Origin of the sequence: Bacteroides eggerthii, from assembly GCF_025146565.1 — a bacterium.
Classification (GTDB): domain Bacteria; phylum Bacteroidota; class Bacteroidia; order Bacteroidales; family Bacteroidaceae; genus Bacteroides; species Bacteroides eggerthii.
Map to the genome: position 1 here is coordinate 110,916 of NZ_CP102258.1, position 21,896 is coordinate 132,811.

Annotated in this window: 22 protein-coding genes; 6 read left to right on the forward strand and 16 right to left on the reverse strand. The window is 41.3% G+C overall.

The window, feature by feature from the left end; genetic code table 11:
- Positions 1-26: 26 nt before the first annotated feature.
- Complete coding sequence (locus NQ546_RS00460; RefSeq protein WP_004288357.1) at positions 27-248, reverse strand: DUF4248 domain-containing protein; 222 nt, start codon at positions 246-248, stop codon at positions 27-29.
- A 200-nt stretch (positions 249-448) separates the two neighbouring features.
- Here NQ546_RS00460 and NQ546_RS00465 point away from each other — a divergent pair, with 200 nt between their 5' ends.
- The 3 genes from NQ546_RS00465 (at position 449) to NQ546_RS00475 (ending at position 1,501) form a co-directional block, all read left to right on the forward strand.
- Positions 449-922: an HU family DNA-binding protein gene (locus NQ546_RS00465; protein WP_004288356.1), complete on the forward strand. Its 474-nt coding sequence runs from the start codon at positions 449-451 to the stop codon at positions 920-922.
- 61 nt (positions 923-983) lie between these two features.
- A complete protein-coding gene (locus NQ546_RS00470; RefSeq protein WP_171031154.1) occupies positions 984-1,091 on the forward strand; it encodes a smalltalk protein in 108 nt (35 codons plus the stop codon).
- Complete coding sequence (locus NQ546_RS00475) at positions 1,088-1,501, forward strand: N-acetylmuramoyl-L-alanine amidase (RefSeq protein ID WP_039952887.1); 414 nt, start codon at positions 1,088-1,090, stop codon at positions 1,499-1,501. The genes NQ546_RS00470 and NQ546_RS00475 overlap by 4 nt, the downstream gene beginning before the upstream one ends.
- Positions 1,502-1,529: 28 nt before the next feature.
- On the opposite strand, the gene NQ546_RS00480 is transcribed toward NQ546_RS00475, so the two are convergent.
- The 15 genes from NQ546_RS00480 to mdh form a co-directional block, all read right to left on the reverse strand.
- A complete protein-coding gene (locus NQ546_RS00480; protein WP_004288354.1) occupies positions 1,530-2,735 on the reverse strand; it encodes a hypothetical protein in 1,206 nt (401 codons plus the stop codon).
- 2 nt (positions 2,736-2,737) lie between these two features.
- Entirely contained in the window at positions 2,738-3,769 is a 1,032-nt protein-coding gene (locus NQ546_RS00485) for an NAD-dependent epimerase/dehydratase family protein (RefSeq protein ID WP_004288353.1), read from the reverse strand.
- Positions 3,766-4,467 carry a glycosyltransferase family protein gene (locus NQ546_RS00490; protein ID WP_004288352.1) on the reverse strand — a complete coding sequence of 234 codons (702 nt, stop codon included), beginning with the start codon at positions 4,465-4,467 and terminating at the stop codon, positions 3,766-3,768. The genes NQ546_RS00485 and NQ546_RS00490 overlap by 4 nt, the downstream gene beginning before the upstream one ends.
- Positions 4,464-5,321, reverse strand: a complete 858-nt coding sequence (locus NQ546_RS00495) for a phosphotransferase (RefSeq protein WP_004288351.1) — start codon at positions 5,319-5,321, stop codon at positions 4,464-4,466. Before NQ546_RS00495 ends, NQ546_RS00490 begins: the two co-directional genes overlap by 4 nt.
- A gap of 7 nt (positions 5,322-5,328) precedes the next feature.
- Positions 5,329-5,895 carry an HAD family hydrolase gene (locus tag NQ546_RS00500; protein WP_004288350.1) on the reverse strand — a complete coding sequence of 189 codons (567 nt, stop codon included), beginning with the start codon at positions 5,893-5,895 and terminating at the stop codon, positions 5,329-5,331.
- Positions 5,892-6,596: a glycosyltransferase family 2 protein gene (locus NQ546_RS00505; RefSeq protein ID WP_244264465.1), complete on the reverse strand. Its 705-nt coding sequence runs from the start codon at positions 6,594-6,596 to the stop codon at positions 5,892-5,894. Before NQ546_RS00505 ends, NQ546_RS00500 begins: the two co-directional genes overlap by 4 nt.
- A gap of 83 nt (positions 6,597-6,679) precedes the next feature.
- Entirely contained in the window at positions 6,680-7,510 is an 831-nt protein-coding gene (locus tag NQ546_RS00510) for an SDR family NAD(P)-dependent oxidoreductase (protein WP_004288348.1), read from the reverse strand.
- 61 nt (positions 7,511-7,571) lie between these two features.
- Positions 7,572-8,576, reverse strand: coding sequence for a glycosyltransferase family 2 protein (locus tag NQ546_RS00515; protein WP_004288347.1), 1,005 nt, complete (start codon positions 8,574-8,576; stop codon positions 7,572-7,574).
- Positions 8,577-8,583: 7 nt separating this feature from the next.
- Positions 8,584-9,987, reverse strand: a complete 1,404-nt coding sequence (locus NQ546_RS00520) for a lipopolysaccharide biosynthesis protein (RefSeq protein ID WP_004288346.1) — start codon at positions 9,985-9,987, stop codon at positions 8,584-8,586.
- A 46-nt stretch (positions 9,988-10,033) separates the two neighbouring features.
- Positions 10,034-11,152 (reverse strand): polysaccharide pyruvyl transferase family protein, encoded by a 1,119-nt coding sequence (locus NQ546_RS00525; RefSeq protein ID WP_004288345.1) that lies wholly within the window; start codon positions 11,150-11,152, stop codon positions 10,034-10,036.
- 200 nt (positions 11,153-11,352) lie between these two features.
- Positions 11,353-11,988 carry a sugar transferase gene (locus NQ546_RS00530; protein WP_115615955.1) on the reverse strand — a complete coding sequence of 212 codons (636 nt, stop codon included), beginning with the start codon at positions 11,986-11,988 and terminating at the stop codon, positions 11,353-11,355.
- Positions 11,989-12,025: 37 nt separating this feature from the next.
- Positions 12,026-12,508, reverse strand: coding sequence for a UpxZ family transcription anti-terminator antagonist (locus NQ546_RS00535; protein WP_004295516.1), 483 nt, complete (start codon positions 12,506-12,508; stop codon positions 12,026-12,028).
- A gap of 55 nt (positions 12,509-12,563) precedes the next feature.
- Positions 12,564-13,097, reverse strand: coding sequence for a UpxY family transcription antiterminator (locus NQ546_RS00540; protein ID WP_004292395.1), 534 nt, complete (start codon positions 13,095-13,097; stop codon positions 12,564-12,566).
- A gap of 564 nt (positions 13,098-13,661) precedes the next feature.
- Positions 13,662-16,922, reverse strand: coding sequence for a S41 family peptidase (locus NQ546_RS00545; RefSeq protein WP_004288342.1), 3,261 nt, complete (start codon positions 16,920-16,922; stop codon positions 13,662-13,664).
- 120 nt (positions 16,923-17,042) lie between these two features.
- Positions 17,043-17,984, reverse strand: a complete 942-nt coding sequence (gene mdh / locus NQ546_RS00550; RefSeq protein ID WP_004288341.1) for a malate dehydrogenase — start codon at positions 17,982-17,984, stop codon at positions 17,043-17,045.
- A 230-nt stretch (positions 17,985-18,214) separates the two neighbouring features.
- On the opposite strand from mdh, the gene NQ546_RS00555 reads away from it, so the two are divergent.
- From NQ546_RS00555 to NQ546_RS00565, 3 genes are all read left to right on the forward strand, one after another.
- Entirely contained in the window at positions 18,215-19,093 is an 879-nt protein-coding gene (locus NQ546_RS00555; RefSeq protein ID WP_004288340.1) for a hypothetical protein, read from the forward strand.
- Positions 19,094-19,265: 172 nt separating this feature from the next.
- Positions 19,266-20,753, forward strand: a complete 1,488-nt coding sequence (locus tag NQ546_RS00560) for a TolC family protein (protein ID WP_004288339.1) — start codon at positions 19,266-19,268, stop codon at positions 20,751-20,753.
- Positions 20,754-20,891: 138 nt separating this feature from the next.
- Complete coding sequence (locus NQ546_RS00565; RefSeq protein ID WP_004288338.1) at positions 20,892-21,878, forward strand: HlyD family secretion protein; 987 nt, start codon at positions 20,892-20,894, stop codon at positions 21,876-21,878.
- Positions 21,879-21,896: the final 18 nt, after the last annotated feature.

Genomic DNA, 21,896 nt, shown 5'->3' on the forward strand with positions numbered 1-21,896 from the left:
GAACTTTAGAACTCCCGATCCTCCATTCAATATGGTTCTCCCAGTGCATTGTAGATGAGTTGCACCTGTGCAGGAGTATATGTCCGCACCTTGTCCGAAGGAACCAGCGCATGAAGCTCGCTCCGCAATGTGGGATGAAAATCTATCCATTGGTTCAGCTTGCGGAAAGCGGCTTGCGGACAAAGTCCCGGACAATAGAGTTGGGCGAGTTCCGTTCGTCCGTAAGTGCGTATTTTGAAAGGTTCCATTTCTCTTTGTTTTTGAAGTTCTTAGTGTCACAAAGATAGGCAAAAATATTCACATTTCAGCCACTATATGCGTATATAACAGATAGAAACGAACCGTAACGAACCATTACGGACAACCCGGCTTGCACCCCGTTGTATCTTCGCATCGTGATCACAAAAGAATTGAAAACCAAGAACTGAAATTTAAAAACCGAAAGAACATGATTCGTTACAAAAAGTATCAATTTACCGGCGAAAACCACCCGTTGAAAGGTTTGTGGTATGCCCGTCCCGTCATTGAAGAAACCTTCGACACCGAAATGCTTGCCAAACACATGGCAAACCACAACACTCCCTACTCGGCAGGATTAATCAAAGGGGTGCTCACCGACATGATTGCCTGTACCAAAGAACTTATTCTGGACGGCAAAAACGTGAAACTGGACGACCTCGCCATCTTCTCCGTAGGCATCGTCAGCAAGAAAGGCGCCGCCTCGGCTGCCGAATTCACCCTCGCCAACAACGTGAAAGGGCTGAAACTCCGCGCACGTGCCACCGGCGAATTGAGCAACGCCCAAATCAATCTGGAAGGCCAACTGAAAGAGGCCTTCAAATACAACGCGGACAACGGTTCCGGAAACGGCGGAAGCACCCCCGGCGGGAACGGTGAAGAAGAAGAAAATCCGCTGGGATAGGCCTTCCGTCCTTAGGACAAACGTAGCATACAATAGTTTATAATTTATAAATCAAATCATTATGGCAACAAAATCAAAATCAGTATGGGGCATCGTCCTCAAATCTATCATAGCAGTGGCTACCGCGCTGGCCGGAGTATTCGGTCTTACTTCCTGCATGGGCCGATGAGAATCATCACGCTTATCATCATTCATTGTTCGGCCACGCCTCAGGGCGTGAGCCTGAGCTTTGAAGATTGCCGCCACGACCACATCTTCCACCGCAACTTCCGCGACATCGGCTATCACTTCTACCTGACACGCGACGGAGAAATTCACCGCGGACGTCCGTTGGACAAAATCGGTGCGCATTGCCAAGGTCACAACAGACATTCGATAGGTATCTGCTACGAAGGAGGACTGGACAGCAACCATAAACCCTCCGACACCCGCACACTACCGCAGAAAGCCTCACTGGTAGCTCTGCTGCGCGAGCTGAAACAAATGTTTCCGAATGTGTTGGTGGTGGGACATCACGACTTGAATCCGATGAAAGAATGTCCTTGCTTCGATGCGGTGACGGAATATAGGGGGCTTTAAAAAAGCTCCCTATTATTTAATCTGGCAATTATCTCATGCATGCCATTTCCACAATATATTCAGCACATTTTTCCGGTGCCCAATATTCTTCATATTTATCAATAATAGCTTGCTTTCTAATAGGAGGAAGTGACTTAATCCTTTCTTTTATGGCATCATAGTCAACTTCAGCATCAGGTAAATATCCCATAGCCCCCATTTCCACTACTTCATCACCAAATGGGCGATACCACTTAACGGAAAGATTATCTGTAGCAATGGCCGTACCACATACGAAACTGTCCATGAAACGTCCAGGAATACTCATGCGGTAACCTGAAATATTAATATTATACTGAAACTTTGCCACATGTTTAGAAAAATCCTCAAAAGGAATCACAAGTGATGACTGTATCTTGTTCCCCTTGTCCGAAAAGCCACGCTCTATAATTCGGGCGTCATAACCTTCACCCAAGGCCTCCAGTATGGTAGCTATTTTTGCCCGTTTCTCATTGGGATGGTTCATCCTTTCGCCATAAACCGAAAGAATATCTGCTTCCCAATCAAAATCCGGATTCTTTTTACACCCTGAAGGTTCCGGCCCTTTAGCATTTCCAAAATAGCACATTGCTTTACCTGATTGTGGAACATTACGTGCCGCTAAAAGATTTTTGTACGCAGCATCAAGAGCCTTGAAAGAACTCCCTCGCCCCATACTCCTCACTGCTAAAAGTAATGGTTTTATCTTATTCTTATATACTATAACCTCAGGACATTTTTTTCGTTCACCTCTTAAAGAATATTTATTTATCCCCTCTACATAATCATAATCAGTCCAAGGAATACATACATTACCCAAATAAAAGCCCTCTTTACTAAATTCTTCAGGGCACTGTATCTTGAAATATATATCTCTTTCCCTCAGATCTTTACTTGAAAATAAAAACGGAGCATCAGCAGAATCTATACAAAAAGACTTTCTTTCATCTCTAATCTTTACATACCCCCTCAACAAACTTTTATTTTTCGGATCATATTTTCCCAGCCTCTTCATTACGATAAAACGCAATTTATAAACCAACTTTGCCAATGGCCAAAAGAGATTGCTCATAAGCATCCGTTGCGTCATTGAGGTTCTGTACTTCAAGACGATTTTCCCTTTTTTCTCCATTAGCATAAAGCCATAAAGAAACCATTGATAATAATCAATCCTGTTAGATACATTTGTCAATACAACTTCAGGGATATTTTTCATAGCTATCTATTGGTACCAACTTTTGTTGATAAAAGTTGTACTATGTACTCTACTACATTTTTTAAACCTTGTTTCATATCTACAAGAGGAACCCATCCATACTTCTCACGTGCCAATGTATTATCACATAAAGAATACTTATTAACCTCATGCTCCAGAATTTCATTCCTTATCGGGAAAGCACCTTCATACAGCTCCGGGTATTTACACCAATAATTTCCTGTATCAGTGTAGGTAGCAGGTATATCCTTATTCATTATTTGCCGGGTGATGTCATACATTTCGTTTACGGAATAATTTTGATTTGAAGAAACATTCACACAATCAAATCCTTTTGTTTTTTGCACTAATATGGCAAGGTTTATAAGATCATCTACATAAATATAGTCACGTCTCTGCTTACCATCCGAATGAAACACCGGAATGCGATTATAATAGAGTTCCCTTATCATATATCCTACAAAAGGCGGCTGTTTACGCAGGCAATCGATATGTGGACCATACACATTAGCAAAACGAAGACAGGTGACATTCATTCCATAAGTTTTGCAATAAGACTCGGCAAACAGTTCCGCACAATATTTAGTATTGGGATAAATAAGTGTAGGCTGCTTAAATTCATTCTCGACCGTAGGAAATTCTAGCTCGTTCTCATACATGGCATTTGTACTTGCCTGAATGACTTTCTTGACTCCATAGATACGGGCATTCTCCAGAATATTTACAAACCCTGTCACATTTACATCTATCGCCTCTTGAGGGTTCAATTGACAATCGGGCAACGGAGCTATGCCCGCTATGTTATACGCGTAGTCTATCTGTCCGTTCCTAAAGATACCGGCTATCTGCTCCCTATCCCTAATATCAATCTTTAAAACCTCGTCAGTAAAATCATGATCCTCAAATTTAAGATTATCATCGGAACCATAAGAGAAATTGTCTATCAGTACGAGTTCTACTCCGTCTTTCCACAATCTGTGCGCCAGTTGGCTTCCTATAAAACCAGCAGCACCTGTTATTAATACCTTCATCATTTATTAGTTACAAAATAGTTATACGCTTTATTACTTCCCCAATCTTCAAAATCTTTCACGATAAAGGGTCTGAATAGTATTTTGTCAAGTAGCATGAAATAAACGACATGTGACATAAAAAGATTTTTATAACAAGACAGCTTTTCAAAATACCTGCAAAACACAGTGCTATCTTCAAAAATATAGGCGCCCGCATTAAAGTATCTGCTGATTATCTTCTTTTCTATAATATTCGTAATATAGAATTGGTCATCTAGTTCTACATAACTCTTATTACCGGGATTTACCATTTCGAGCCGATCCAGAGGATAAATTGCAATGCTATTGCACAAAGTAAAGTCGCTGGTAAAATAGCCATCGGCATCCTTAATAAAAATACACCCTTCTATATTTTCACGCTTTATTGTCTGATACACCGTCTCTGCTTGGCAGCTTGTAGGAGTATCCAATACAACGACCTTAGCCTTTGTCCAATTCAACTTTCTGAACTGTAGTCGTAGCAAATCCGACAAACAATACTTATCGTCCCACTTCTCTAATATCGTAAAATAAATAGCGTCGAAGCGATCCAAACTCAGTCCCTGTACGGACTTGATACATAGAGAAAGACCATCAGGAGAGAAATTGAACAAATAAGGCAGATTATATTCATATTCCGGTTTATCGGCACATAATGGTACTATTAAACTCACACTCATAACATTGACTTTAATTCTTTTTTCAAAAACAATATTACTTTTTCTTCTTTGGCATACTGAATAATACGGAGAAAATTCATCAATTGAAACAGAGCATAATATTTCCCATACCAATCGTACCGGGAATAATACTTGGCAATCTCCATATCTATCTTCTGAGAGATTATATCCATCCGCACATTGTCCCAACGATGTTCATACATAAGCCGAGACCATCCATAATGCGAATCTTGCCTAATCTTAACCAAATCGAGTAATGGGGACTCGATAAACGAATCCAAAAAATCTATCAAATAATAGTTGTTACCATTAAACAGGATATTAGAGAAAGTAAGGTCACCATGACAATGTCCTACCGGTATTTTAATTTCCTCATCTATACCTTGGAAAACAGAAGCGGAACATTCCATGATTTCCATGACTTCCTTGTCTTTATTGATAAAATCATTCCGCTGAATTTTACAACATACATCCCGGAATTTATCTAAAATCACTTGCCGATCAATAATTTCCAATGATGAATGTTCAATCTCCCAATCAATGAAAATCTTTAGGGCCTTAATGAAATAGTTTATCTGATCAAACCCTGCATCTTCAAAATAGTCTATATAATTTTTACTATAAACATATTCCATCTTGACGTTGACATATTCCTCCGTTCTTTCTATTTCGTAAATCTCTGGTATTCGTATATGCTGATAAACAGCCCTTGATGCCATCTGTTGTTTGACGGCTTGCCGATAGAGACGCGGAACGTAATCTTTATTGTGTGTACTTTTACTTATATACAGATTTCCACCTTTATTCACAATTTCAACCTGACATCCAGAATGGCCTTTGATTTCTATCTCCATAGTCACATTATTGAGTGATAACCATATAATTAATCCCCGCATTACGGGCTGACTGTATCCCTATTTCCGAGTCTTCAAATATCAACGCTTCACTTGGAAGCATGCCAAAATATGATAATACTTTTTCATATATTTCAGGAGAAGGTTTACCACATTCTACATCTTCTCCCGCCAGTATGTAATCAAAATTATCTACTACACCTATATATCTCAAAACATTATCAAGATTCTTTCGTCGAGCAGTAGACGCAACAGCTATTTTACCTCCTCCTTTCTTGAATGTCAGTAGCAATCGGAGTAGGACATCATTTACTTGTAAATACTTGAAATAATCCGGATAATAAAACGACTTCAGTTCTTTAATTTCCGCTGCTTTCTTTTCGTCTGTCACTCCGCATACTTCCATGAACTTCTCAAAACGATAGCCAAAACAGCAACGATAATCTGTTTCACAAAGTACCAGCCCCACCTCTTCAAATGCTTTACGATATGCCATATAATTTGCCCTGAAAGTATCGACCAAGGTTCCGTCAAAATCCGTAATCAGCAATTTTATTTCACATCCCGGTATCATAAATATTGTTTCAATTCATCAGGAGTCCCGTACGAACAATATTTTTCCATCGGACAAAGCTTCACTACATGTCCTTCCCGTAACAGGTAATTATACAACAAAGACACATAGAATTCCGACTTGCTGAATGAAGCATCAGCCAGCAACTCATGAGCCACCCGTAGAAAATCTTTGGCAAAAGAGAAAAAATAAGCGCCACACAGGGCATGAGAAGAAATCACTTCTTTTTCGGCGGTACGCTTCACAATATTATTTTCGTCTATTTCGGCATAACTGTATTTAGGTTGATCAGACTCAAAAGAGACTAATAATCCTCCGTCCATTTCATTGGTAGATTGAGATACAATCGTTTGAATATTTTCCATCAATGCTTTACTGGAAAACTCTAAATCACAATCCATTACGATTATAGCATCTTTTTCAGAAATAGCAGATTTTGCCATTAAGCACGTTTCTACCGCCCCTCTCGTTGTTTTTGATACGGAAAAGACAGCAGCTTCAGGTAGAACAGATTTTATTTTTTCATCTATCTGATATTTATCAATGTGTTCCTGCCGCACTATGAATGAATATTTCATGGGAACAACATCTGATTTGACGCTATTTATCGCCCGGATAAACAAGGGAATTCCCCTTAATTCTATCAGCGGTTTAGGAATATCCCATCCTTCTTTCAAGAAACGGGAACCTTCGCCAGCCATTGGCATTATGATATGTAAAGGTCGCATGATATTACAGTTTACTTAAGAATGTTTTTACTGTTCAGTCCAATATTATGTCTATTCTATCTAATATCCCATACACCTCTACCTGCTGAGATACGAATTGTTTCTCCTGAAATCATCTTGCCCGATCCACTAACCAGCAACTTCGCAAGACTCGCTACTTCTGTTGGCATAATAAATCTTCCTATTTTGTTCTCATTAGTATAAATACTGTCTCCCTCATTTATACCAATTAAAGCTGTTGCTGTAGAGCCTGGAGCTATGGCATTTACAGTTATCCCATCTTCAAATAATATCTGAGCCAATCCTTTTGTCAAACCGTTCATTGCCCATTTAGAAATGCCATAAGGTGACCATGCCGGTTCAAAACCTCGGGTAGATGAAACTAAAAGGATATTACCTTTTAATTTTCTCCTTCTCATATAACTAGCCATGCTTTTACACATAAAGAAAGTCCCTTTTAGATTAATATTCATTACCCTATCATATTCCTCTCCTGTCACTTTCCAAAAATCCACTCCTTCAGTATGTACTCCGGCTGAACTAACAAATATATCTCTATTTCCGAAAATTTTATCGGCTTCTTCTATTTTGGCATCGAATGATTCGAGCTTCAAATAATTCAGTTCCAAAATAGCGGCATTTGAAGTATTAAGATTATCAATAGTGTCTTTTAGCTTATCCAGATTAGTTCCAGCCAAGATCACTTTACACCCGCTACTTAATAAAGTTTTAGCTATGGATAATCCGATTCCTCCTGTTCCCCCACTTATCAATGCTACTCTACCCTTAAATTGTTCTGCATCTGTTTCTATTTGAATAACAGGAACCAATTGTTCACGTTTCATTATTGAAACCAACTTCCGAATTATTAATTCAATCTTTTTCATGTAGTGAATGGTTATACTTATACGTAATCTTTTTCAAAAGGTCTCTATAAAAGATTTCTCTTTACTTCAATTTATCCTTTTGTAATGTCGCTTGTTCTCGTTTTATACAATATATAGCATAAGGGATAGGTAATAAGCTTATCAACAGCATTTTGATTTTATGTTTAAAACTGACTTCACTTTTCCAGATTACATTTGGCAGCAAAGTCCTGACCTTAGTTAAACATTCCTTGTATTCCTTAGCATATTCATTTTTAGAATTGGTAGCTATAATGAGTTTAAGTATAAAATGATAATTACTCCAAATATGATAATTAACGGCATTTTGAAGCCTATTTGTCCTGATAACCAGCTTGTCACCAATGTTTTTCGTGTTCCAAAGAGCATTTGTACCCATAGTTACATTATAATGTGTAAGACCACTCCCTGCATTATTTAAACGATAGTTATAAATTTTACGACGCCCCACTCCTACATGATTGGAATACTGAGCTGCCATAGCAGAGAAATAATGTCCTTCCCCCGACCATGGGACTGAAAAATCCACTTTATTTCGACGAATCATGTCCGTCTTATAAATCTTATTCCATGGTCCAATAGGCACCTTAGGGTATATAATGGCAATGGCAGCATCCTCTGATGTCCATGTTTCAATTTTATCAAACTTCACTTGAATACGTTCTCTCGTTGTAAATATATTAAGGCTCATAGCCATATCTGAATCTGTCTGAAGAACCACTCTCAACAAATATTCTATATAGTCAGGTTCCAGCCAATCGTCTCCGTCGATTATTGTTAGAAATTCTCCTGTTACAAGTTCCAGACCTTTGTTTCGAGCATCGCAACATCCACCATTAGGTTTATGAAGCACTTTTATTCGTGAATCTATAACAGCATACTTGTCACAGATCGCTCCGCTGTTATCCGGCGAACCATCATCAACAAGAATTACTTCAATATTTTTATACGTTTGACCAATTATTGATAAAATCAATTTCTCCAAGAATTTATCAGAGTTGTATATCGCAACAATAATAGAAACTTTTATGTTAGACTTATATTTCATTTCACCACTATTTTTTACAAACCTTATTCATTATAGTTTTCAATAAAGATTGATTAATCGCAATTATTATTAGTAGTAATACTATTTCCAAGCCAAAAAATAACAGACTGTTGTCTAAAACAAACAATAATCCGGTTTGTACCAACAAAATCGAATACCCCAAACAATCACGCAATAAAGATATGCGCAAATTCATATACTTCTTTATCGTTCTGATCCTCATTGCCCACACAAGGCCATAGGATACTAAAGAGGCTACGGCAGCACCAAGGATTCCTGTCTGCCAAACAAGTAAAAAAGTAAGAACAAGATTTACCACTGCTCCAACTATACTTGTTTTTGCAAACGCCTTTGTATCTTTCGTTGCAGCATATATACCGCCAATATATCCACTCAATGCACCAAAAACTGCTGCTATTGTCAGAAAAGGAGCATACTTCCAAGCATTATAAAAATCCTTGTTATACAACAATTCAGCTATTGTTCGTGACAATATAATCAAAATCGAACATACAATGGTCATGCTTACATTGTAGGAACTATATAACTTTGCGAAAAAACCGTTTTTGTCATCTTTATCAAATTCATGTACTGCCGATAGCGTCCATGCCTGTCCGAAAATACCTTGAAACATCATAAGAACAGAAGGAATTTTATAACTTACGGAGTAAATTCCATTAGCAGCAATTCCACTTAACCAAGTAATGATATACCTATTAGACAAACCGTTTATCCACCATGAAATATTAGTCAATATCATCGGCTTGCTAAAATTCAACATTTCTTGATGTAACTTTGAATCAAGATTTTGCCATTTTACAAATTTCCAACCCTTAATTGCCAAAAATAAATAGAAAGACTGACTAATTATTCCAAGTATATATGCCATGAAAAAGCCCCAAAGTCCCATATGCAGGATTAGCAAAAAAAAGAGATTGAGACAAATCATTACGAGTGAACAAATGACGCCTGATATGGCAACATCTTTGACGCAATCAATGCCTCTTGCAAAACAATTCAGAATTCCATTGATTGCTGTACTTGCAAACATCATCAAAAATAAAATCGGATAGTCATTGATTATTGATATGAAATCGAAAATATAATTTATGCTGATGAGAATTGTACCTATAATAACGCATGCAAAAAAATGATATATACAAATAGAAAATACTTCTGTTCTATCAATTTGTGGTTCCAAAGGAAATCTGAGTGCCGAATCACAGATATTCAATGTAAAAATAGGAACTAACAGAGATATACTAGTATTCATCAAATCGAATGTCCCATACTCGACGGTAGTCAGCACATTAGTATAAAGAGGAACCAAAAAGAAACTTAACAATTTCGTTCCAAATTGTCCTATAACTAAAAAACCTGTATTTCTTGCAAGAGATTTTAGTTCTTTCATCTATTAGTCTAACCGATTATTTGATAAGTATCCGTTTGGGAAAATTTTAGCTTTCTAAAGCTTTTTGTAAAAAAATCCTTGATAACTCTATATTCATAGATAATTTCTGTTTTATACTTTTAAAATTAAGAGGAAGTAGATCTTCAATCTTTTCACAGTTATCTTCTCGTATGAATCTATCAGATATGTCCAACGTACTTAACAACGAAATAAGTCGTTGGTTTTGTCCTTCATTTTGCCCATTGAAACGTTTAAAAGCGACAAAGGGAGTATCCAATTGAATTGCAAACAAAGTCCCATGAAAAGAATCTGTAAACAAAATGGATGCACCATCTATATATTGAAGAAATTCCAGTGGTCCCGCAGCTACCAGTTCATCGGCACAACATGAATATTTTTTTAAATTATGAAACATTTTTAAAGAAATATGATACTTAGAGGCATACTGCCTGACATAATCTAAATAGTATTTATTATCTGATAAGAAATAGGCTAAAACATATTTTTCATGAGAAGTCGGTTTCTCACCTATCAATTTTCTCCAATTATCACTTGGTAATAACAAAGTCGGATCAACAACATGAGTTACTTCTTTTCCTGTTATATCAGCTATGATTTTACATCCAATATCTTCCCTTGCCGATAAATATTTATAATCAGATAAGTACTCTCTAAACTGTTTCAGATGCTTATCCGGATAAGCAGAAACGCCCAAACTTGATGCATATGATATTTTCTTTTTATTTGTAAAACCTGCATAATAAAAAGGAGTATTTAACTCTTTATACCATATCGGACCCGGATTCCATATCTGATCGCTACCAACTATGTATTGATCATATTTATCATCAAATAGTCTCCAATCGGTATCATAGTCTATTAGCAGATAATCAGTGATAAAACGAATAAATAATTTTTTCGATTTTACTTTGTTCTTGTAATAAAGCTTAAACGAAGGATTCAGCAATAATTTCACCCACTGTATCACTCGAATAAAAAATATATTACTTTTCTTTTGATCCGGTTCTATTATATAGGTATCATTAAGGATATGATTTTCATATCCCAAATACAAAATATATTGCTGCAAAGCATAAGCTTGCAATATTGTACCAAAATTATAATGTTTTACCCATGTTATGGTTGCCGTACGTTTATTCCTCATCAACAAAACTTAACCGTTAATTAAAAAGTGTTCATCCATCATTTCTATAAAATGGAATTTAGTAGTTAGTATCCAAAAATGACATATCCGATAATGAAAGCCGTCAAAAGACGGTTCCACTATAGTTCGAAATCGTTACCGCTATACACTTATTACTTTTTTGGTTACAGCAGCGAATGTCAAAATTTATTTTATTTTTCTTAGAATTTCTTCCCGAACGCTATATTCATAAACGTCATAAAAAGTATCTTGATGTCAAAGCCCCAAGAACGGTGTTCCAGATAGAACAAATCGTAACGCAGGCGGCGGAGCATTTTCTCCAAAGTATCGGTATAACCATTGTAAAGAGTGGCATATGATGTGACGCCCGGACGGATCTGGAACAAATAACGATAGCGAGGATCCTCCTTCATTATTTGGTCGATAAAGAACTGACGTTCGGGACGGGGACCGATAAAGGCCATATCACCACAGAACACGTTCCAAAGCTGGGGAAGCTCATCCAAGTGGTGGTCGCGAAGAAAACGGCCTACTTTAGTCATACGGGAGTCTCCCTCACCGGCATACAGGGCCGGGCCATGCTTCTCAGCATCCAGCTTCATACTGCGAAACTTATAGATGTTGAAAGGACGACCGAAACGCCCGATACGCTCCTGCTTGAAGATAGCGGGACCACCGTCTTCACGCTTCACTGCTATATAACAGAGTAAAAATAAAGGAGAAAAAACAATGAGCGCGCCAAGGGCCAGAATACAGTCGCCGATACGCTTTACGTTACGCTCAAAGGCATTCATTCCGTCGGGAATGAAATGATCATCCTTCTCAATTGGTTCCATAAAAATATAAAAGTCTTAGTTTAGTTCTATTTTCTTCCTATTCTATCACTTCGTAAGGATAAGGGTTCTCCTCAATGTTACGAAGCTCTTCAATGATCTCGGCCTGTCCGGAGGACAATGAGGTATTGTCCCAGCTCCCTATTATCTCGTGGGCTTCACGAAGCAAGGCCTCTTCATAGACCTCACCATAGCAATAAGTGAGCAAGCGCACTTTCAGCAAGGAGGCGGGAAGCTGTTCGAGCACCTCAAAAGCACGATCAAGCACAGACTGCTTATTACGCTCCTTATTACCGTAGTCATAAATCGTGGCATTATAACCTAAAAGGAGAGCCAGACAGAGATTGGCCTCTTCATCGGAGGTGCTACCCCGGAGCAAGAAAAGAGAATCGCACTCCAGAAGGACATCCTTATTCAAACGGCAAAAGGTGTCTGAATAGATAGGCTCACCGTCTACACCAAGATAAATCAGCTCGTGAGCCAAACGCTGGAGCTCAAGAGCACGAGAAGTCAAATTATTCATTGAGAAAGGGATTTTGATGGAATATTATTGTTTCTTGAAAACAATGTTTGAATTATTACTTGATTATCTTCAAATAAGATTTGGGAACCTTGACACTTGCGGTCAGGATGTCCTTGATACGGATAACGACATACGTCCTGTTGGCATTTGTGGCAACCTCGCCTTCAACACCGGTGAGATCGCCCTTGACAACACGCACCCTGTCGCCTACAACAAGGGAGCCATTGTCGAAGCTGACACCGTCGGGATTCAGGTCCATCACGAACATGAAATCGGACATCTGTTTGTCCGGAACCACAAGCATGGAACGGGTGAAGAGGTCTTTCATATAGAAAAGACGCACGCCATAGACATTGGAAAGGTCGCAGGCCGTCTGCTTGGTGGTACGGATAAAGACCAGATTGCGGATGACAGGGACTTCACTGCGCTTGCGGCGGTACTTCAACTGGGAAACCACAATACGGGTGGGAAGGTAATAATCGACATCCAAATGCTCCTCAGACTTCAACCGGGAAAGGGATTTGCATATGGCAAACTCCTGCTTGTCACGAGTGCGGGCAGCAAACCAATATTTCTGTGTTTCAGACACTTAAAAGTAATATAATTTAAAGGAATCCTTCGGGTTAGGGTGCGCTTCGCGGTTTGAACGGGACATTTCTGACCATTCAAACCGTACGATGTTAGTTTAGCGTCTATAAAGTATTGCAAACGAATGAGTTAAAAGCAAAAAGTGTTTTTTAAACGTTCGTTTAAAAAACACCTCTTTTACAGATTTCTCCAACACGTGAAATTGTTAAAATATAAACGCATTTATTTCAGAGCGCTACGGAAGCAATGCATTAATAATCAAAGCAATGTATCTAAATAAAAATAAATCATCCATTTATTTACATCAAATATTTTGCCAATAATAAAAACACTCGTATCTTTGCGTTTATCAAACGAACGTTCAAAAAACACTTTCCACATAGCTACAAAGCATAAAATCAGCCTCTTCGTTGCTACAATAATATTCCCTTTCCAAGTATATTTCTTCTGTATCAAGCAGAACCTGAAACGATTTCAGCGAACTCGGAATATAAAAAGAGAACCCTATCGGAGGTATTTTTGCATACCTGACAGGGTTCTCTTTCTCAACTGTAATCAGTACTAATTATTTTTTCCGGGGCAACTGTTTTAGCAGGTGTTCCACTGCAACTTTCAATTGCGCATCATCTCCGCTTATCATCTCTTCCGGCGTATTGTATATCAAAATATCCGGTTGCAAAGTATGATTCTCCAGATAATTGCCTTGCATATCCATGCAACCCACCTGAGGAATTCCAAATACAATGCTGGGATCGATCTGACGTTCCCACCACACAGCCGTCATTGTTCCGGCAACAGGCGTACCTACCAACTTGCCGATGCCTAAAGTCTTGTAAACAAAAGGAGTGCCATGGGCATTGCTGTAATTATCCTCACACACCAACATGCAGGACGGTTTCAGCCATTTATTGAACGGATCACTTCCGATATACTGCCCGCGTGGAACAAAGCGTTCGTATTCTTTTCCGCTAAGCAGCGTCACTACATCATCATGCAGCCACCCGCCACCATTATGGCGTACATCCACCACTACCGCTTCCTTATTGCGATTACGTCCCAGCAGTTCGGAGTAGATCTTACGGAAGCTCGGACTATCCATACCTTTTATATGAACATAACCGATACGCCCGCCGGACAGTTTCTCTACTGTCCTACGGCAATTCTCCACCCATCTTTTATAGAGAAGTTCACTTTGCATCGCATAGGTAATTGGTTTGATAGTTTCCTCGAAACGTTTCTTCGTATTCGGATCATAGACCGAAAGAATTGTTTTACGATTTGACTTGCCTTCAAGCAGCGGGAAATAGTCGGCACCGGCCTTGACAGCCACACCGTCTATCTTCTCGATGATGCAACCGGGCCTAACATCCGTTTTCTTCTTGGTAAGAGGGCTTTGGGCTATGATTTCCTTAATTTTCAATCCATCTCCGGTGTACGATTCATCATAGAACACACCCAAAGCGGCCGTAGGTAACGTTGCACCGGAAGCATAATAACGCGCTCCCGTATGCGAAGCATTCAGTTCGCCCAACATTTCACTCAGCATCTCCGTAAAGTCGTAGTTGTTGTTGATGTAAGGCAAGAACCGTTTATAACTTGCTTTATAGCCGGTCCAGTCTGTTCCTTGCAGATCTTCTACATAAAACTTATCGTCCACTTGTTGCCACACATGATCGAAGATATATTCACGCTCTCCATAAGGACGATAGTCAAAGAAAGCCTCAAACTCCACCGGAGTAACCTTGCTGCCCGCTACCTCTATTTTCTTCATGCCTTCGCTGCTGCAAAGGAAGATATTCTTTCCCTCTTTATCGGGCAGCAAAGCACCTGCACCTACGTCTTTCAAAAGGACTTTGGTTGAATTTTCCTTCAAATCATGCTTCCACAGGTCGTAGCCGTCCTCAAAAGTAGACAGGTAATAAAGCGCATCCCCTTTCGGAGTGAGCACAGCATCCGCCAGATGCGAGGAATTAACCGTCAGGCGTACAATACGATCGAACCGGTTCTCCAAATCGAATTTCAACGGTTCCACCTTCTTTTCTTTCTCCGCACCGTCTTCCTTATCGGTTTTCTTTTTAGTTTCTTTCTTCTTTTCAGCCTTCTCCTTTGCTTCTTTCTCCGCTTTTTCAGCCTCTTCCACTAAAGCCGTCTCTTCCTTGCTCATAAGGAAACGGTCGTAAGCCTCGGCATCGAAGAACATGATATAGGTGTCATCCTCAGATCCCCAACTGCCATGACTGCGATATCCGGCGCGGTCGCTTGTCCAAATCATCGCTTTTCCGCCCAATACCCATTTGGCATTGCCGTCCGTATAGCCGCTTTCGGTCAGATTCACCATTTCGCCCTTTCCGTCGGCATTCAGCAACACTACATCCTTGTTATTCCAACCACCGATACCTATAAAATCGGAAAGTATCCATTTACTGTCCGGACTCCACCGGAACCATTGGTCGCCATCGGAATAGGAGTACTGGTATTTGGCATCCATTACAGTACGCACAGCTTTCGTCTTCAGATTGATAACGCGGATGGCCGCACGATTTTCAAGGAATGCCACTTCTTTGCCATCAGGACTATATTGCGGCTGGAAAGAGGCTGCTTCCGAATTGGTCAGACGCTCCTCTTTCAGCTCCGTAGCGTACGTAAACAGTTTTTCATCCTTACGGACAATAGCCGAAGTGTAAAGCTGCCAAAGACCGCCACGCTCGGAAGCATATACCAAAGAACGCCCGTCAGGAGCAAAATCAACACCACGTTCCTGACAAGGAGTATTTGTGACCTGCTTAGTGGTTTTGTAATCTACTGAAGTAACATACACATCTCCGCGAAGCACAAAAGCCACTTCCTTGCCGTTGGGAGACAAAGCCATCTCCGTAGCTCCACTACTCTTAATCTGGCGAATCAAATCTTTGTCACTCTTGTCGGAAACAATGCTGATGTTCACTTTCCGAGGCTCTCCGCCCGGAACCAAAGTATAGATTTCACCGTCAAAGCCATAACAAAGCCTGCCGTCTGCGGCTATACTGAGAAAGCGAACCGGTTGCTTTGTGTGGTGAGTGACCTGTGTGGCAGAAGCCGCACCGGGAGTACGCCGATACACATTGAAAGTTCCGTTTTCCTCGCTCAAATAGTAGAAAGACTTACCGTCGGGGGCCCAAACCGGCTCGCGGTCTTCACCACCAAACGTTGTCAATTGCCGATAAGCCGGCTTTTCACCCGGAGCATACATCCATATATCGCGAGCAATAGGAGAAACCTGATGCTTACGCCAATAATCCTCATACCCCTTTTTATCCTGATAGAGCACTGTTCCTTCCTTATTGATAGAGATGCATTCCATTGGCATCGGTGAATAAAGGACAGGACGCCCACCCTCTACCGATACTTTATACACCTGCCTGAATTGTCCATTGGAAGGAAAAAGAACCGTTTCGGCAGAAGGCATTATGTCTGCGGAGAACAGGATATGTCCGGCATCACTAAAGGCCACAGGCGTCTCACTTCCCGAATGGGTAGTCAATCGGCGCGGCTCGCCTCCCTCTTTGGAAACAATGTAAACATCCATGCTTCCCATACGGTCGGAAGCAAAAGCAATCCGCTTGCCGTCAGGACTCCACACCGGCTCCGTATCATGGGCGGGATTGGTGGTGAGCTGCATGGCACGCCCACCGTCAACCGGAACCGTATAGATATCGCCTTTATAAGTAAAAGCAATCGTAGTTCCGTCGGGAGAAATGGCACAATGACGCAACCAAAGCGGAGCATCCTGTGCAGAAGTAAAAGCCGCCAAACAGACTGCGGCCAAAGAGAATAATAGTTTTTTCATATACGGGTAATAAAAAAGGACGAACGACATAAAAATGATAAAAAAGCAAAAAGCCTCACGCCTTTTCCTTTCCGGTAAAAGTTCGTGAGGCTTTGCTTATGCTTTTAAGTTATCTCTCAATTAGAGAGCGCCTACTTCTTTCAGAGCAGCATTAGTTTTGTGAACAGCAGCAGCGCTGGCAGCAAACTTAGCTTTTTCGTCAGCGTTCAGTTCCAGTTCTACAATCTTTTCAACACCGTTCTTGCCGAGGATTACGGGAACACCGATACAGATGTCCGATTCACCGTACTCGCCTTCCAATGCTACCGAGCAAGGGATCATCTTCTTCTGGTCATGGATAATAGATTCAACCACATAAGCACCAGCCGCACCCGGAGCATACCATGCAGAAGTACCCAGCAACTTGGTCAGCGTAGCACCGCCCACCATAGTAGAAGCAACCACTTCGTCCAGCTTCTCTGCGCTCAACAAAGTGCTTACGGGAATGCCCTTGTAAGTGGCCAGACGAGCCAAAGGAATCATAGTGGTATCACCATGACCGCCGATAACCATGCCTTCTACTTCGTTGGCATTGCAGCCCAAAGCCTGAGACAAGAAATATTTGAAACGAGAGCTATCCAAAGCACCGCCCATACCGATGATGCGGTTCTTAGGAATACCCAAAGATTTCAGAGACAAATAAGTCATGGTATCCATCGGGTTAGAGATAACCACGAGAATAGCATTAGGAGAATATTTCAGAATGTTCTGTGCAACCGACTTAACGATGCCTGCATTCACACCAATCAACTCTTCACGAGTCATACCCGGCTTACGGGGAATACCTGAAGTGATTACGACAACATCAGAGTTAGCAGTCTTCTCATAATCGTTGGTACAACCTACAATCGTGGTGTCGAAGCCCAACAGTTGAGCAGTCTGCATCATATCCATTGCTTTACCCTCTGAAACGCCTTCTTTCACATCCAGCATTACCACTTCGTCAGCCACTTCATTAAAGGCTAACACATTAGCGCATGTAGCACCTACGTTACCTGCACCTACTACGGTTACTTTTGACATAATTTCTAAAGTTTTTTGTTTATATAGTGTTCTATAAAGTTGCCACAAAAGTACAACGACATTCCTAATTAAAGAAATATTTCCATAATAATTTTAGTTAAATGAAGAATTTGATAGGGGATAGTGATTAGTGATTAGTGATAAATGCTTATTTTTGCGGTGATTTACGATTATGGGCAGAGATGATCCGCCACTAATCATTCATCATCAAACATTAATCACTATAAAAAATGAACAATAAAAAAAATACACTCCAAATTGTTGTCGGAAGTCTTTTGGTACTATTATTAATAGGTGTTACCGTATTGCTGATTTCAGAGAAACGAACCAATAATGAATTGGTGCAGGAATTCAATCTGGAAAAAGAAGACCTGGAAAACCAATACACCGATTTCGCCAAACAATACGATGAGTTGAAACTGACTGTCTCCAACGACTCCCTCTCCGTCCTATTGGAACAGGAACAGCTAAAGACGCAACGGCTGCTGGAAGAGCTCCGCACCGTAAAAAGCACCAATGCCACCGAAATACGCCGTCTGAAAAAAGAACTGGCAACCCTTCGTAAAGTAATGATAGGCTATATCAACCAGATAGACTCGCTGAGCCGTCTCACCAACCACCAAAAGGAAGTGATAGCCGACGTCACCCGTAAATACAATGTTGCTTCACAACAAATCAGCAACCTTTCCGAAGAAAAGAAAAACCTGAATAAAAAAGTGACGCTTGCAGCCCAGTTGGATGCAACGAACATCAATATTCAGGCCACCAACAAACGGGGCAAAAAAGCCAAAAAGGTAAAAGACGTCGTTAAACTGAAAATCAATTTCACAATCGTCAAAAATATCACTGCCGAAACCGGAGAACGCACCCTCTACGTCCGCATCACCAAGCCCGACAATGATGTGCTGAGCAAAAACGCATCCAACACGTTCCCCTATGAGAATCGTGAACTGGCATACTCCATCAAGAAATATATAGAGTACAACGGCGAAGAACAGAGCGTTACGGTGTATTGGGATGTCGAAGAGTTCCTGTATGCAGGAAGCTACCGCGTAGACATATTCTCGGACGGAACGCTTATCGGTTCCCAGTCATTCAATCTGGATTGATTCAGACCGAAGAACAAAAGACTGTTTTCAGTATCTTCCCCCATCTTAAATCAAAAAAGTTGCAATTTATTTTGCAATATCATCAAAACCCTATACATTTGCATCGTTGCCTATGCAATTATTGTTGCTTTATTAGGTAAAGTTTCCACAAGTGTTTTAATGTATAGATACAATGAAAAAGTTCTTCTGTTTCATCTACTTGGCCTGTTTGGTGCTGCCCTTGGCCGCACAGGATGTTTTGAGTCTGGATAGTTGCCGTACATTGGCTATTGCCAACAACAAAGAACTTCTGATTGGCCGGACAAAAATCGAAGCGGCACATTACCAGAGAAAAGCGGCATTCACCAACTATCTGCCCAGCATTTCCGCCACCGGCGGATACATGCGCAACCAGAAAGAGTTCTCCCTGCTGAATGATGCACAAAAAGGAGCGCTCGGCTCCGTAGGGACACAGATGAGCGGTGCGTTGCAAAACGGCATTCAGGGAATGATAACCCAAAACCCGCAACTGGCTCAGAACCCACAATTCATGGCGCTTGTACAGTCCTTAGGCAACATAGACATTGCCACTCCCTTGAACGGATTGGGACAATCACTTGTCGACGCATTCCGCACCGACACGCGCAACATGTACGCCGGAGCTTTGACCCTGACCCAACCACTCTATATGGGCGGCAAAATACGCGCCTACAACAAGATTACCAAATACGCCGAAGAGTTGGCCCGCCAGCAACACAACAGCGGAATGCAGGAAGTCATCCTAAGCACCGATCAGGCATATTGGCAGGTAGTATCTCTCGCCAACAAAAAGAAACTGGCAGAGGGGTATCTTGAGCTCCTGCAGAAACTGGAAAGCGATGTGGACAAGATGATTGCCGAAGGAGTAGCCACAAAAGCGGACGGGCTGTCAGTGAAGGTAAAAGTGAACGAAGCCGAAATGACACTGACAAAGGTAAATGACGGTCTGAGCCTTTCCAGAATGTTGCTATGCCAGCTATGCGGATTGGACCTCAGCACTCCCATCACTTTGGCAGACGAAAAGGAAGATGACTTATCTCCCACTCCCGCAGACAACAGCAGCATCAATATAAATAATGTATATGCCATGCGACCGGAAGTGCGCAGTCTGGAACTTGCCACACAAATCTATAAGCAGAAAGTGAATGTCACCCGTTCGGAATACCTGCCATCCGTAGCCCTTATAGGGAACTACATGGCAACAAACCCTTCCGTATTCAACAGCTTTGAAAACAAATTCAAAGGCATGTGGAACGTAGGTGTCATGGTCAGTATGCCCATTTGGCATTGGGGAGAAGGAATTTATAAAGTGAAAGCCGCCAAAGCCGAAGCCCGTATCACCCAATACCAACTGGACGATGCCAAAGAAAAGATAGAACTGCAAGTCAGCCAATCGGTTTTCAAAGTGAACGAAGCTGCCAAGAAACTTATCATGGCCGAAAAGAATTTGGAAAAGGCTGATGAGAACCTGCGTTACGCCACTCTCGGATTTGAGGAAGGAGTTATCCCCGCAAGCAACGTGCTGGAAGCGCATACCGCCTGGCTGTCAGCCCAATCGGAAAAGATAGATGCGCAAATAGACGTGAAACTGACGGAAATCTATCTGAAGAAGGCAACAGGCAGTTTAAACGTTGGAAATTAAAGATTGAGGACCGGCATAGCTAATGTTGACCTTTAGGAAATAGCATTTGCAAGCCTGCAAATTATAAACCTGCAACCGTAAACAAATACGTATAATCAACTCATATAATCTTGATATAACATCTACTTAAATTATAAAATGGATACAAAATCACAAAACAGTAACATGTTGCTGGCATTCCTCACGCTGACGGGAGTGATTGCCATTGTTGCCCTGGTAGGTTTCTTCATGCTGCGCAAGGGACCGGAAATCATACAAGGCCAAGCAGAAGTAACAGAGTACCGCGTATCAAGCAAAGTGCCGGGGCGTATCCTGGAATTCCGGGTAAAAGAGGGACAGAGCGTGCAAGCCGGAGATACACTTGCCATTATCGAAGCCCCGGATGTACAAGCGAAACTGGAACAGGCACGTGCCGCCGAGGCTGCCGCACAAGCCCAAAACGAGAAAGCACTGAAAGGCGCCCGTCAAGAACAAATACAGGCAGCCTATGAGATGTGGCAGAAAGCTCAGGCAGGACTTGCCATAGCCGAAAAATCGTACAAGCGCGTAAAAAACCTGCACGACCAAGGAGTGATGTCCGCCCAAAAGCTGGATGAAGTCACCGCCCAGCGTGATGCGGCACAGGCCACCGAAAAAGCAGCCAAAGCCCAATATACTATGGCAAAGAACGGAGCCGAACGTGAAGACAAAGCCGCCGCAGCAGCCTTGGTGGAACGGGCCAAAGGAGCCGTTGCCGAGGTGGAATCGTACATCAAAGAAACCTACCTGATAGCCCAGACCGCCGGAGAAGTTTCCGAAATATTCCCCAAAGCGGGCGAACTGGTGGGCACAGGCGCTCCAATCATGAATATCGCCATTATGGATGACATGTGGATTACTTTCAATGTACGAGAGGACTTACTGCAAGGATTGGGCATGGGAACAGAGTTTGAAGCCTTTATTCCCGCTCTCGACAGGAATATCCGCCTGAAAGTGTACTATATGAAAGACCTCGGCACATACGCCGCCTGGAAAGCAACCAAGACTACCGGGCAATTCGACTTAAAGACATTTGAAGTAAAAGCATCCCCGCAAGAGAGAGCAGAGGGTTTGCGTCCGGGAATGAGTGTGATATTGAAGAAGTGAGATAAGGCAACAGGGTGG